The 13,893-nt window shown below is 58.2% G+C and carries 12 protein-coding genes; 5 read left to right on the forward strand and 7 right to left on the reverse strand.

Annotation, left to right across the window (positions count from 1 at the left end; genetic code table 11):
• Positions 1-22: 22 nt before the first annotated feature.
• The 3 genes from OYW20_RS24940 to OYW20_RS26415 all read left to right on the forward strand — a co-directional run bounded on the left by OYW20_RS24940 (position 23) and on the right by OYW20_RS26415 (position 1,833).
• Entirely contained in the window at positions 23-649 is a 627-nt protein-coding gene (locus OYW20_RS24940) for a class I SAM-dependent methyltransferase (RefSeq protein WP_268798520.1), read from the forward strand.
• Between the two features lie 186 nt (positions 650-835).
• Positions 836-1,291 (forward strand): hypothetical protein, encoded by a 456-nt coding sequence (locus OYW20_RS24945; protein ID WP_268798521.1) that lies wholly within the window; start codon positions 836-838, stop codon positions 1,289-1,291.
• A 365-nt stretch (positions 1,292-1,656) separates the two neighbouring features.
• Positions 1,657-1,833, forward strand: a complete 177-nt coding sequence (locus OYW20_RS26415; protein ID WP_408005443.1) for a ubiquitin-like protein — start codon at positions 1,657-1,659, stop codon at positions 1,831-1,833.
• 74 nt (positions 1,834-1,907) lie between these two features.
• On the opposite strand, the gene OYW20_RS24950 is transcribed toward OYW20_RS26415, so the two are convergent.
• A complete protein-coding gene (locus tag OYW20_RS24950; protein WP_268798522.1) occupies positions 1,908-2,855 on the reverse strand; it encodes a transposase in 948 nt (315 codons plus the stop codon).
• A gap of 400 nt (positions 2,856-3,255) precedes the next feature.
• Here OYW20_RS24950 and OYW20_RS24955 point away from each other — a divergent pair, with 400 nt between their 5' ends.
• Positions 3,256-3,843, forward strand: coding sequence for a class I SAM-dependent methyltransferase (locus tag OYW20_RS24955; RefSeq protein WP_268801232.1), 588 nt, complete (start codon positions 3,256-3,258; stop codon positions 3,841-3,843).
• 83 nt (positions 3,844-3,926) lie between these two features.
• Here OYW20_RS24955 and OYW20_RS24960 read toward each other — a convergent pair whose 3' ends face one another.
• From OYW20_RS24960 to OYW20_RS24970, 3 genes are read right to left on the reverse strand one after another with little or no spacing between them, the layout of a single operon-like run.
• Positions 3,927-7,097, reverse strand: coding sequence for an efflux RND transporter permease subunit (locus tag OYW20_RS24960; protein ID WP_268798523.1), 3,171 nt, complete (start codon positions 7,095-7,097; stop codon positions 3,927-3,929).
• Positions 7,094-8,164 (reverse strand): efflux RND transporter periplasmic adaptor subunit, encoded by a 1,071-nt coding sequence (locus tag OYW20_RS24965; RefSeq protein WP_268798524.1) that lies wholly within the window; start codon positions 8,162-8,164, stop codon positions 7,094-7,096. Before OYW20_RS24965 ends, OYW20_RS24960 begins: the two co-directional genes overlap by 4 nt.
• A complete protein-coding gene (locus tag OYW20_RS24970) occupies positions 8,161-9,288 on the reverse strand; it encodes an efflux RND transporter periplasmic adaptor subunit (protein WP_268798525.1) in 1,128 nt (375 codons plus the stop codon). Before OYW20_RS24970 ends, OYW20_RS24965 begins: the two co-directional genes overlap by 4 nt.
• Positions 9,289-9,456: 168 nt before the next feature.
• Between OYW20_RS24970 and OYW20_RS24975 the strand changes: the two genes are divergently transcribed.
• The gene (locus tag OYW20_RS24975) at positions 9,457-10,623 is read left to right on the forward strand and encodes an AAA family ATPase (protein ID WP_268798526.1); all 1,167 of its coding nucleotides are present in this window, start codon (positions 9,457-9,459) and stop codon (positions 10,621-10,623) included.
• Between the two features lie 146 nt (positions 10,624-10,769).
• Here the strand turns inward: OYW20_RS24975 and OYW20_RS24980 are convergent, their stop codons facing one another.
• The 3 genes from OYW20_RS24980 to OYW20_RS24990 all read right to left on the reverse strand — a co-directional run bounded on the left by OYW20_RS24980 (position 10,770) and on the right by OYW20_RS24990 (position 13,888).
• A complete protein-coding gene (locus OYW20_RS24980) occupies positions 10,770-11,789 on the reverse strand; it encodes an ABC transporter substrate-binding protein (RefSeq protein WP_268798527.1) in 1,020 nt (339 codons plus the stop codon).
• A 131-nt stretch (positions 11,790-11,920) separates the two neighbouring features.
• A complete protein-coding gene (locus tag OYW20_RS24985; RefSeq protein WP_268798528.1) occupies positions 11,921-12,787 on the reverse strand; it encodes an ABC transporter permease in 867 nt (288 codons plus the stop codon).
• A gap of 219 nt (positions 12,788-13,006) precedes the next feature.
• Positions 13,007-13,888: an ABC transporter ATP-binding protein gene (locus OYW20_RS24990; protein WP_268798529.1), complete on the reverse strand. Its 882-nt coding sequence runs from the start codon at positions 13,886-13,888 to the stop codon at positions 13,007-13,009.
• Between the last annotated feature and the right edge of the window lie 5 nt (positions 13,889-13,893).

Genomic DNA, 13,893 nt, shown 5'->3' on the forward strand with positions numbered 1-13,893 from the left:
TATTCGCCCAGACAACCGCCTCATGAAACTCGATCCAACCGACCTCGCCCAGATCACGGCCACTACCCTCGGCAACTATAACGAGGTCGCCGAGGGCTTTCGCGAAGGCACTCGCGACCATGACGTCAGCCAGAACATCGACGCGCTGCTGCGCAATATCAAAAGCCCGGCGCCGTTCCAGATTCTTGATTTCGGCTGCGGGCCTGGCCGTGATCTGCAAGCCTTCACCGCCATGGGCCACATCGCCACCGGCCTGGACGGCTCCGAACGCTTCGCCGAAATGGCCCGTGCCGACAGCGGCTGCGAAGTGCTTCATCAGAACTTCCTTGAGCTGAACCTCCCTGCTGAACGATTCGACGGCATCTTCGCCAACGCCGTGTTGTTTCACATCCCCAAGCAAGAGTTGCCGCGTGTGCTGCGCGAGTTGCGGGCGAGCCTGAAACCGGGCGGCGTGCTGTTCAGCTCCAATCCCCGGGGGCATAACCAGGAAGGCTGGAAGGGCGAACGGTATGGCTCGTACCACAATCTGGATGCATGGCGCGGATTGTTGATTGATGCTGGTTTTATCGAGCTGGAGCATTACTTTCGGCCGACAGGTATGCCGAAAGAGCAGCAGCCTTGGTTGGCAAGCGTCTGGCGAAAACAATAAGATTATTGCAAGTAAGCCGTTCCGCTGCTATCGCGAATTAATCTAAAAAATTGTTATTCAAAACTGTTCGGCACGGCGATTACTCCCATACACTAAACTTGTAAATCCAGCTCGCAACTGAATCGACAGATACTTCCCTTGCGGGCTCTACAGGGAATTGGCCTACGATCGGCAAGGAGAATAAACATGGCTTCCGAAATGATGAGAAATGGCAATTTTTCCAATAAAACACTGACAGACTGGGCAAAAAAACCTGCTGACTTTACAGAGAAATATGAAAAGTACGAGGTTGGCTACAGTCTATTGCTGATGCCAAGCCAGCAAATATCCCAGACGTTGGGGGCTGTAGGTACCGGAGAGCTGAGATTCAAGTTTGACGTTAAAAGCTATAGCCCCGACGTCATTGTGGTACTGGTACTTATTTTGATGGCTGCTGATGGAGGTATTTCCGCTTCACCCATGCCTGTCTTCGCATCACCTGAGTGGACAAAATATGATGTAGGCATTTACCCAGAACAGGACTACGCCAGCGCAATTTTAACGGTAACCTGCGGTATTGGCTCAGGTATAAAAACTGATAGACCGGCAGATAAAGAAGTCGAAGAGGGCCCTGTTCGGGTTGGAAACTTTAGCCTAACGTAAAAACAAACAGAGCTGATCCAACTTCTATCTTTTGCCTTCCCACCAACATACCCCGTCGCTTCTTTGCGACGGGAGTATTGCACTGATTTTAAAGTCTTCTTCAGTGTTTTCCTATTGAAGGCGCCGACGAGCTCGCTATTGATGCAGTCATTCTTTTTATGAGCGATGAGAACACTGGCCGTTTATAGCAAGTCATTATAAAACTGTAATTTCTGACAAGGAGCAAGTATTTGCGTCATCCCGTAATCGGTCTCACTTACCAAAAGCTGAATACGTGTGAACTCCGGCGTTATTCAGCGACACAAGAGATAATGCGATGAACATCTACATTCTTGAATTGACAGGTCAAAAGTTTCACGCTAGAGGTGGAGCCTTCTGACACGATCGAGAGCCTAAAGGCCCAAATAACTGATGCTTCCCAAATTCCGGTGACTCGACAACGATTAATTTTTGCTGGAACGCGATTGGAGGATGGACGAACATTATCCGACTACAACATTCAAAGGGAGTCAACGATACATCTGGCGTTGTCGCTGTCGTAATCACTATCTAACTTCGCGTCGCTCCAACAGACTCGCAAGACATTGTTGGAGATTCTATGGTCCTGCGAAAGCCCTTAAACTGCCTTTGATTGGTATTCGCTTTGGTTTTTCAGCAAAGCGAACACCACCCGCGCCAGTTTGCGGCCAAGGATGACCAGCGCCTGTGTGGTGCTGAATCCGCGGGCTCTTTGCTGTTCATAAAAAGGCTTCCAGGCGGCTGTGCGGCTGGCGGACATCGCCGCGTTATAAAGCAGGCGACGGGCTTCTGAGTCGCCCCGTTTGGTCAGGCTGCGGCGCCCGTCCTTTTGTCCCGATTTGGACACCCTCAAGTCCATGCCCAGAAAAGCGATAAACGCATCGCTGCCTCTGAACGTGCCTCGCTCAAAGGTGGCCAGCAGCCGGGCCGCTGTTAAAAATCCAATACCCTCAACCTGCATGCAACGTTTTAATGTTCCCAGCAAACCGGCCTTTTCCAGGAGACTCTTGATCATCTTTTCGACAAGCGCCTCAAGTCTTTGCATTGACTTGACCTGCGCCGTAAATGACGTTTTCAGAAGCGGCTCATTAGCCCAGCTTTGAGTCAGGCTGGTGCGTGCCTGGACCAGCGCGGCACGTCTGCGGAACAGGCTCAGCAATTGGCGATAGAGCGGGGATGGTGGCGTCCATGGATGCAGCTCTTCGGCTTCATTTTTCAAATAGCGCGCCAGTAAACGGGCATCAAGAGCATCGGTCTTGGCGCGTACATTGACGCCTTTGCGGTAGTGGCTCAGCTCGTATCCACCGACCATGTAAATGACACAGCCGGTCTCATGGGCCAGATCGGCAAACAGCAGGTGATAGATATTGGTGGCTTCAATGGCGATCGCGACTTTAGCCGGCAGCGCCTTCAACCACTGTTTGATAGCCGTTTTGGTGTTGGGAATAGCCTCCAGCAGATCACGCTCGGCGTGGAAAATCACCAACTCATCTTTGGCGACATCCACGCCCACGATCGGTTTTGACGCACAGACCAGCATTGCCATGGGAACAACCTCCGGGATAAGGTTCAGGGACTTGAAGGGGTTACCCAGAGGCGCAGGCTTGTTCCTATCGTCGGTCTAGCCAGAAGCATTCTTTATCGGCGCTTGGGTGAAAGGAGGAGGGGTGAAATCTCCAACGGTCTGTACTGCGCGAACAGTCAGATGCGAGTCTTGTCCCTCCTCCTCCCTTCAAGTCCTACCATACAAGCGAGACTTGCCCGCGAAGCTGTCACCGCGCAGGCGCTGGCTCCCCGCGATCCTCATCGTCGGCATCGCTATCGCCAGCCTTCTTATCAGCCTCAGCCTTCTGGCGATCTTCATCGTTTGGCTCTCAGATCTTGTACCAGGCCACGTACAGCGCCGGCAGGAACAACAGCGTCAGCAACGTGGCGATGATGATGCCATTACGCTGAGCGATTACAACGAATCGGCCGAAGGCTTTCGCGAGGGCACCCGCGATCACGACGTCAGCCAGAACATCGATGCATTGCTGCGCCATATCCAGAGCGACAAGCCTTGGCAGATTCTGGATGTCGGCTGCGGGCCGGGGCGAGATCTGAAAACCTTTACCGCCCTGGGACACATCGCGACCGGGCTTGATGGCTCGGAGCGCTTCGCCGAAATGGCACGCGCAGACAGTGGCTGTGCGGTGTTGCAGCAGAATTTTCTGGAACTCGATCTACCCGCCGAACGCTTCGACGGTGTCTTCGCCAACGCCTGTCTGTTTCATATCCCCAATCAGGAATTGCCCAGGGTCTTGAGCCAATTGCGTGCAAGCCTGAAGCCTGGCGGCGTGTTGTTCAGCTCCAACCCACGCAGGCAGAACCAAGAAGGCTGGAAAGGCGAGCGCTATGGCTCGTACCACGATCTGGAAACATGGCAAGGCTTGCTCACCCGCGCGGGATTTGTGGAGCTGGAACACTATTACCGGCCAGCGGGTTTGCCGCTTGAACAACAACCCTGGTTGGCGAGTGTCTGGCGTAAGGCGTAAGTCGTGACTGGACCGGCGAACGTTGGTTAAAACATAACCCCCGTCGCCTCCCTCGCGGGCATTGCGACTTGCCCGCGAAGCTGTCACCGCGCAGGCGCTGGCTCCCCGCGATCCTCACCATCTGCATCTACATCTGCATCCGTACCGCCGTCGCCATCGCCTTCCTTCTTGGCCTTTTTATCAGCTTCAGCCTTCTGCCGATCCTCATCGCTTGGCTCTTTGATTTTGTACCAGGCCACATACAGCGCGGGCAGGAACAGCAGCGTCAGCAGCGTGGCGATGATGATCCCGCCGATCATGGCGTAGGCCATCGGGCCCCAGAAGACTTCACGGGCGATGGGGATCATGCCCAGGCTTGCCGCCGCAGCAGTCAGCAGGATCGGCCGGCGACGATGCTCGGTCGCTTCCGCCACGGCATCCCACGGTAAATAACCGTCTTTCTCGTAGGCGTCGATCTGCGTCACCAGAATCACCGAGTTACGGATGATGATGCCGATCAACGCCAGCACCCCGAGAATCGCCACAAAGCCCATGGGTGTCCCGGTCGGCACCAGCGCCAGCACCACACCGATCAATCCAAGCGGGGCGACGCTGGCGACCAGAAACATCTTCTGCACGCTATGCAGCTGGATCATCAGAAACGTCGCCATCAGGAAGATCATCAGCGGCACGACTTTGGCGATAGGCCCTTGGGCCTTGCCGCTCTCCTCCACCGTACCGCCAGTCGCGACCTTGTAGCCTGTAGGCAAACCGGCCGCAAACTTGTCGATATCGGGTTTGAGTTCCTTGACCAGATCGGTCGGCTGCATCTCGTCGCGCACAGCCGCTTTCAGCGTGATCGTCGGCTTGCGATCACGACGCCAGACCAGCGGCTGCTCAAGCTCATAACGCACAGTGGCAAACGCCAGCAACGGAATCGACGTGCCGCCCGGCGTTACGATCTGCAGGTTTTGCAGAGTCTCCGGCGAACCACGCTCGGCGTCTTCGGCACGGCCCACCACATTGATCAGGTAAATATCGTCGCGCACCTGGGTGACTGCAGAGCCCGAAACAATGCTGTTCATCAGCTGCGCAACGTCTTCGGACGACAACCCGAGCTGGCGAGCCTTGTCCTGATTGATGTCGATGCGCAGGACTTTCCCCGGCTCGTTCCAGTCGTAAATCATCTCGCCTATGTGCTGGTTTTTATCCAGCAGGGTCGCCAGGTCAATAGCATGCTGACGCACCTTGTCGACGTCATCACCGCTCACCCGATACTGAATCGGACGCCCAACCGGCGGCCCCATTTCCAGTGCTTGAACATACGTGCCGATCCCGACGAAATCCTTGCGCAGCGTCTGTTTCAAGCGCTCGGTCAGCGCACCACGCTCCTCCAGCCCTTTGCTGACAATGACCAGTTGCGCGTAGTAGGGGTTTTCGAGTTGCTGGTCCAGCGGCAGGTAGAAACGCACCGCGCCCTGACCGATGTAGGAGCTCCAGCTCACGATATCCGGGTCATCTTTAAGCGTCGCTTCAAGGCGGTCCACCACTCTGCGGGTCTCGTTGATCGAGGCGTTTTGCGGCAGGTTGAGGTCCACCAGAATCTCGGGACGGTCCGAGGACGGGAAGAACTGGTTCTGCACGAAGCGCATGCAGAACAGCGATGCTGCAAACAGCAAAAGGGTGATGATGATGGTCAGCCAGCGGTGGCGCATGGCCCAGAACATGCTGCCGTTAAAGGCGCGAGCCACACGGCCCGGCTTGGCATGTTCGTCCTTCTTTTTGACGTTCGCGCTGAGGATATGCACGCCAATGACCGGCGCAAAAAGGACAGCCACCACCCAGGACACCAGCATCGCCACGGCAATTACAGCAAACAGCGTGAACGTGTATTCCCCCGCCGAGCTGGCGTTCAAACCAATGGGCACAAACCCTGCGACCGTGACCAACGTGCCGGTGAGCATCGGGAACGCGGTGGAGGTATACGCGAACGTCGCAGCCTGCTCTTTGGTGTCGCCCATTTCCAGGCGCGTGACCATCATCTCCACGGTAATCATTGCGTCATCGACCAGTAGGCCAAGGGCGATGATCAATGCGCCCAAGGAGATCCGCTGCATGGTGATGCCGCTGTATTCCATGAATACAAACACCATCGCCAGCACCAACGGAATCGAGCACGCCACCACCAGTCCGGCGCGCATACCGAGGCTGATGAAGCTGACGATCAGCACGATCACGACCGCTTCGAACAACGCGCTGGTGAAGCCGCCAACGGCTTTCTCGACCACTTGGGCCTGATCCGACACGCTGTGAACGCCAACGCCGATCGGCAAGTTGGCGGTGGTGGCGTCCATGCGCGCATGCAACTGCTTGCCGAACTCCTGGACATTGCCGCCCTTCTTCATGGCAATCGCCAGGCCGATGGCCGGTTTGCCGTCGAAGCGGAACAGCGGCTTGGGCGGATCGACGTAGCCGCGGGAAATATCCGCAATGTCACTCAGGCGATAAAACCGGTCATTGAGCCGCAGATTGACCGCCGCCAGATCCTTCTCCGAAGCGAACTGGCCCGATGTGCGCACCGATATCCGCTCTGGCCCGGCCTCAATCACGCCCGCAGGGGTGACGGTGTTCTGCGATTGCAGGCTTTGCACAACCTGGCGCTGATCAAGCCCAAGCGCAGCGAGTTTGCGCGTGGAGAAATTGAGGTACAGCACTTCGTCCTGCTGGCCGATCATCTCGACCTTGCCCAGCCCCGGCACATCACGGATCTGCACCCGGACTTCTTCGACGTAGTCGCGCAACTGGCGCATCGTCAGGCCATCGCCGGTGAACGCGTAAATCGAACCGTACACATCACCGAACTCATCATTGAACGCCGGGCCTTGCAAGCCCTGGGGAAACTGCCCGCGAATGTCGTCGATCTTCTTGCGCACCTGGTACCAGATTTCCGGAATCGCTTCGGCATCGGTGGTATCACGCAGGTAAACCATGACGGTCGACTCGCCCGGCCGCGTGTAGCTTTTCACATAGTCGAGGGAATCAAGCTCTTCAAGCTTTTTCTCGATACGGTCGGTGACCTGCTCCAGCGTTTCGTCGACCGTCGCGCCCGGCCAACGCGTCTGGATGACCATCGTTTTGATCGTGAAGGAAGGATCTTCCTCGCGACCAAGGTTCATGTAGGAAAACACGCCCATCAACAGCGCGACGAACATCAGGTACCAGACGAAGGATTGGTGTTTCAGTGCCCAATCGGAGAGGTTGAACTTCCCTTTCATTTCGGGCTTTCCTTATCGACTTTGACTTTCTGCCCCGGCTTGAGGCTGTTCACACCGGCAGTGACGACACGGTCGCCCGACTTGACGCCGCCGCTCAGCACAACGCGGTCCTCCTCGTGGCTGAGCACGCTGACCTGGCGGGGCGACACGGTCTGGTTCTGCATGTCGACGATCCATATCTGCGTCTTGCCATCGACTTCCTGCACCACGCTGGCGGGCAATTCGATACGCGGTTCAATGGCTGAACTGGCAGTCACGCTGATCGCAGTGCCCAGCCGGAACGCAGCCGGGGTATCAGCCAGCGTCAGGCGTGCACGACGGGTTCGGGTGCTGCGCTCGGCTTGCGGCTCCAGTTCGCGCACGGTTGCGGTGGTCTTGATGGTGGGTTCCAGTTGGCTGGCGACTGTGAACACCACGTCTGGCGGCAGTTGCTCGGCGAGCCCGGCGGGCAGATCGATCACCGCTTCCTTGATGTCCCGCCGCGCCAGCGTCACGACCTGCTCGCCAGCCGTGACCACTTGCCCGGCCTCGACTTTCCATTCGGTGACCACGGCGTCGTGGTCCGTGCGCAGTTCGCTGTAGCTCAGTTGATCCTTGGCCTGCTGCACCTGCGCCTTGGCCTGGTCATAAGAGGATTGCGTGGTTTTAAGGTCCGTCACGGCAACGTCCAGCGCGGCCTGCGCGCCAACACCGCGATCAAACAGTTCGTGCTGACGCCGGGAGTTGGCTTGTGCGTTGATCAACTGAGCCTCGACGCGTGCCAGATCGCCCTGCGTCGAGCGCACCTGATTTTGCTGATCCGTTGGGTCGAGTACTGCCAGCAAGTCGCCTTTGCTGACCTCGCTGCCGACATCGACCTTGCGCTGTGCGATCCGCCCCGACACCCGAAAGCCAAGGGTGCTCTCGTAACGTGCGGCGATGTTGCCAGCAAAGCGCCCGAGATCTTGCGCGGACTGCGTTTGCACCTGCACGAACAACACCGGACGCACCGGCTCTGGTGGTGGCTCCTCGGCGCTACAGCCGGACAACAGAACGACCATCAGCAGAACACCGGACGCGCGCTTCATGGCTGCGCCCCTGCGGGCTGTTGAAGTACTTCGGCCAACTCAACCTGCATGTCCGGGTGCAACAATTGACCGCCTGCGACCACGACTTTGTCTCCGCTTTTCAAGCCATCGCTGATGACGACTTTGCTGGTCAGATAACGACTAATCGTCACCCCGCGCAGGTTCGCCTTGTTTTGATCATCGACCACCCAGACCGCGGGCTGCCCCAGCTGATCGCCCAAGCCTTTGGTCAGCGCCGCCCAAGGCAGTTCGACGCTCGTCTTGGCAGGGACGGTCATCGCCGCGCTGACCACCGACCCCAGTTCCATGCCGGAAGGCAGTGAGTTCAAAGCGATCTTGACCTGAAGAGTGCCGGTTTGCGCCGATACCGCAGGCGTGACTTCACGCACTTTGCCAGTGGTTTTGATAGCAGGATCATCGAGCAGCGTGACATTGACCGACTGATCGGTGGGCGGCTCGACGAACAGCGATTCATAGACGTTGAACACCGCGTCGCGTTCGCCATCGCGGGCGAGGCCGAAAATAGGCGCGGTGGCCTGGACCACCTGGCCCACTTCAGCCTGACGCGCAGTGATGATGCCCGGCGCATCGGCAACCAGTGCGGTGTAACTCAGTTGCTCACGAGCGTTGGCCAACTGCGCTTGTGCCGCCTTGAGCGCGCTCTGGCTGCTGCGCAACGCCGCCTGGGCCGAATCGTATTCGCTGCGGCTGGTGTAACCCTTGGGCAGCAGTTTCTCCTGACGCACGAAGGCGGCGCTGGTCTGTTTGACACGGGCTTGCTCGGCGGCTTCGACCGCGACGGCCGAGGCGACGCTGGTCTGCAAATCCTTGGGATCGAGTTTGGCGAGCACCTGCCGGGCCGATACCCTGTCGCCTACATCGACCATGCGCTGAATGATTTTGCCGCTCACGCGGAAGGACAACTGGGTCTGCACGCGTGCCTGCACATCGCCCGTCAGTGCGACCGCGGCCGCGTACTCAACGGTTTTGACCTCTTGGACCTGTACGCGGGGAAGCTCAGGCTCCTGGGGTTTTTCTTTGCCACAGCCAACCAGAATCGACATGCACAAAGCAACGCCAACGGCCGTCAGACCGGTACGTGAAACAGTGGGATGAGCAGGCATGCAAACTCCTTGTGCCTATGCCGTTCGCTGAAACGCTCCGAGCCATGTGCTCAAGGAGGCGATCGCGCCGTGATCATGCGACTGTGAGCGTAGATCAGGGTTCCTTGCGCGGCTAAACTCAGATCCCACTGACAGGTTCAGATCTCTTGGCAGCCAAGGAAGCGCCCAATGCTCACCACACTCGCCGTCGCCAATTACCGCTCTATCAACTCGCTGGTCATGCCGTTGGCGCGACTGAACTTGATCACCGGTCCCAACGGCAGTGGTAAGTCCAACCTGTATCGCGCCCTCCGTCTGTTGGCTGAAACCGCTCAAGGCGGTGTGATCAACGCGCTGGCGCGTGAGGGTGGACTGAACTCGACGTTCTGGGCCGGGCCGCAAAACATCAGTCGCCGCATGCGCAACGGCGAAGTCGAGATCCAGGGCGGGCCGCGCACCGAGGTCAAACGCCTGCGGCTGGGCTTCGCAGGCGAGGATTTCAGCTACGCCATTTCGCTGGGATTGCCTGCGCCGCCCGGCGCGCCGACAGCCTTTTCCCTTGACCCTGAAATAAAGCGTGAGTGCATCTGGGCGGGCCCGCTGTATCGGCCTGCGAGCTTGCTGGTCGACCGTAAAGGTCCAATGGTGCGTGCGCGAGAGGGCCGCGAGTGGGATGTACTGGCGCAAAAACTGCCAACGTTCGACAGCCTCTTCGATCAGGTCGGCAGCCTGCGCTCATCGCCCGAAGTGCTGCGTTTGCGTGAGAGCATTCGCGGCTGGCGCTTTTATGATCATTTTCGCAGTGACACAGAAGCCCCGGCTCGACAACCGCAACTGGGTACCCGCACGCCGGTGTTGCATCACGACGGTCGTGACCTGGCGGCTGCGCTGCAGACCATCCGCGAGATCGGCGACCCCGAAGCGCTGGACGCAGCAATCGCTGACGCCTTTCCCGGCGCGCGTTTAGAGATCAACGCGGCGGCGGGCGGTCACTTCGCGATTGAGTTTTATCAACAGGGCTTGCTGCGACCGTTGTCGGCGGCGGAGTTGTCGGACGGCACCTTGCGCTATCTGCTGCTGATTGCCGCGCTGCTGACACCACGCCCGCCAACGATGATGGTGCTGAACGAGCCCGAAACCAGCCTGCACCCGGATTTGCTCCCTGCCTTGGCGCGGTTGATCATTCGTGCATCCCGGGAATGCCAGGTCTGGGTGGTGTCCCACGCCAGTCGCTTGATCGCCGCGCTGGAACAAGACACGTCGTGCAATTGCATCGTGCTGGAAAAAACCCTGGGCCAGACCGAAATGGTTGGCCAGGGAATGCTCGATCAACCGGCGTGGCACTGGCCGGATTGAGGCTGTCGATACATGCATATCGATTTCGCTGAAAAAAGATGATGCGTTCCGCTTGCCTGCGATGAGGGTGTTTCAGGCGACAGATGTGTCACTGACAAATTGCTATTCGCGGGCAAGCGCGCTCCTACAGGGTTAACAAATCTGACTCAGCTGCCGGCGCCGCCATGTGCTTCTTCGAAGAAGTAGTCTTTCCAGCTCTCGGCCTTGTTCTTCAGTACGCCTAGCTCTTGGAGCTTCTGGGCGTAGATGAAGGTGCGTTGCGGCACGACGGTGAAGTCGATTTCAGGATCGGAGACGATCTTCTCCACGAACGGCAGCGCCAGCTTCGATTTCTCAACGTCGATGTAGGTCTTCGCAGCGGCGGGCTTGTCGGCTTTGATGATTTTCTCGGCTTCAGCCAGTGCGTCGTAAAACGCTTTGTAGGTCTTGGGGTTTTCGTCGTGGAATTTCTGTGTGGTGTAAAGCACGTTGAACGTGGCCGGACCGCCCAGGATGTCGTAGGAGCTCAGCACTTTGTGCACCTTGGGGTTTTCCAGCTCCTGGTACTGGAACGGCGGACTGGAGAAGTGCGAATTGATCTCCGAGCCTCCTGCGATCAGCGCCGAGGTCGCGTCCGGGTGCGGGACGCTGACCGAGATGTTGTCGAATTTCTTGAACTCTGCATCGCCGAACAGCTTGGCGGTTTCGATCTGCAAGGTGCGCGACTGGAAGCCGACGCCAGCGGCTGGCACAGCGATGCGGTCCTTGTCGGTGAAGTCCTTGAGGGTTTTAACGTCAGGGTTGTTGGTCAGCAAGTAGTTGGGCATCGAGCCAAGAGAAGCAATCGCCTTGACGTTCTGCTTGCCCTTGGTGCGGTCCCAGACGGTCAGCATGGGCGGCACGCCTGCGGACACGACGTCCAGCGCGCCAGCCAGTAGCGCTTCATTCATCGCGGTGGCGCCGGAGATGCTGTTCCACTCGACCTTGATGTCGAGCCCTTCTGCCTTGCCGTGTTTCTCGATCAGCTTTTGCTGCTGGACGACGTCGAGGATCAGGTAACCGATACCAAACTGCTGGGCGATGCTGATCTTGCCTTCGGCGTGGGCGCCGCTGCTCAGCAATGCACCGGTCAAGCCTAACGCTGCAGCGAGTGTTGTAAGCGTTGGACGCTTGAATGAAGAGACCATGAAATCCTCGCGATAAACCAATAGGGAATGAAATACGACGAATCCAGTGGTCCGGTGCATATACCTTACTGTTACGAAACGACCACAGATAAATACGCATTTGGAATAACGATAGTTCTAGTTCGCCAGCATCAGCGCTGCATGCCCCAGCGTTTCACGGTCAGGCGCTCAATGTTGGCGAACAGCAGATTTTCCACCAGCAGCCCGATCAGGATCACGGCCACCAGCCCTGCGAAGACCTTGTCGGTGTAGAGCTCGTTTCGGTTCTGGTAGATGTACCAGCCGAGGCCGCCTTTGCCGGACGAGGCGCCAAACACCAGTTCGGCAGCGATGAGGGTGCGCCAGGCAAACGCCCAGCCTATTTTCAGCCCCGCCAGAATCGACGGCAGCGCAGCAGGGATGAGGATGTACCAGACGAAACGAAGGCCTTTGAGACCATAGTTGCGACCCGCCATGCGCTGGGTTTCCGAGACGCCGAGAAAACCCGCGTACGTGTTCAGTGCCAGCGCCCACAGCACCGAGTGAACCAGCACAAACACCAGGCTGTTCTCGCCAAGCCCGAACCACAGCAGGGACAACGGCAGCAGCGCGATGGCGGGCAGCGGGTTGAACATCGCGGTCAGCGTACCGAGCAGGTCACGGCCCAGTTGGGTGGAGACAGCGAGCGTGGTCAACGCGAACGCCAGAACAATGCCGATCAGGTAGCCCTTGATCAGCACTTTCAGGGATATCCAGACTTTTTCCAGCAGCTCACCGCTGGCAATGCCGTCGACGAATGCGTGCGCCGTTTGCAGGAAACTGGGCAGCAACAGGTCATTGCCCTGAATACGCGCAGCGATTTCCCAGACCACCGCCAGGGCGATGAGGATCACACTTTTGCGCACCCAGCTCTGTTGCCAGATGCGTTGCGCGAGGGGAATGTCGCGGACCAGGTCTTCCTGAGTGAAAGGCTCCAGCGCGACTTCGTACTCTTCACGAATGGGGGGAGAAAGGCTCATGGGTTTAATCTCTGAATAAGGCGACGCAGCGCTCTGTAGAAGCCAATGTGTTGGCGAGGCGTCGTCCGGGTTGAAACAGAATCGCCCCACGCGAATGAATTCGCGTCTACAGGCCATGCGCCGATTCTGTAGGAGCCAACTTGTTGGCGAGAGGCCTGATGCGGAGTGTCAGGTCCAACGGCTCGCGAACACGTTCGCTCCTACAGGGGTGGCGTGAATTTAGTAAGCGATCCGAATGTCCTGGAAGCGTATGTCCCGCTCAATCACAGGCTCGTCGCCCTCATCGAACAGCAGCCGATGAATGCGTTGCGCAGAGGCCTGGAAATCCAGGCCTCCGAGGCTCTTGAGGTCGTACTGGTGACTGTTGATCTCGGCGCGTACACGACCCGGATGCGGAGACAGCAGCAAAATCCGGTTGCCGACCACCAACGCCTCTTCAATGGAGTGCGTGACGAACAGCAGCGTAAAGCGCACCTCTTCCCACAGCTCCAGCAGCTCTTCCTGCATCTTGCGACGGGTCAGCGCATCGAGCGCGGCGAAGGGTTCGTCCATCAGCAGGATTTTCGGCTGCATGGCCAGCGCGCGTGCAATCGCCACGCGGGCTTTCATGCCGCCCGACAGCGTGTGTGGATAGGCATCGGCGAAGGCGCTGAGGCCTACTTTTTCCAAGTAATACCGTGCCCGTTCCTCCGCTTCGCGACGCTTCAAGGTGCGCGAGGCCAGCAGCGGAAACATGACGTTCTGGATCACGGTTTTCCAGGGAGGCAACTGGTCGAACTCCTGAAACACCACGATGCGATCAGGGCCGGGATCCTTGACCTGCTGACCCGCCAGACGAATCGTGCCCTCGCTCGGCGCAATAAAGCCGGCAACGGCCTTGAGCAGGGTCGATTTTCCACAGCCCGAAGGGCCAAGCAGCACGAAGCGATCGGCGGGATCGACCTCGAAACTGACTTGATGGGTTGCTCGCACTACGCGTTCGGGCGTGCGGTATGCAAGGCTGACGCCTTGCACCTGCAACAGCGGTTCAGCATGAGGCTGATCGAGCGCGTGGGCAGTGGAGCCATTGCTAGCCGTGTGGCTTTGCAGAACAGCGTTCATGGAAC

The sequence above is a fragment of the Pseudomonas sp. BSw22131 genome, assembly GCF_026810445.1.
Taxonomy (GTDB): domain Bacteria; phylum Pseudomonadota; class Gammaproteobacteria; order Pseudomonadales; family Pseudomonadaceae; genus Aquipseudomonas; species Aquipseudomonas huanghezhanensis.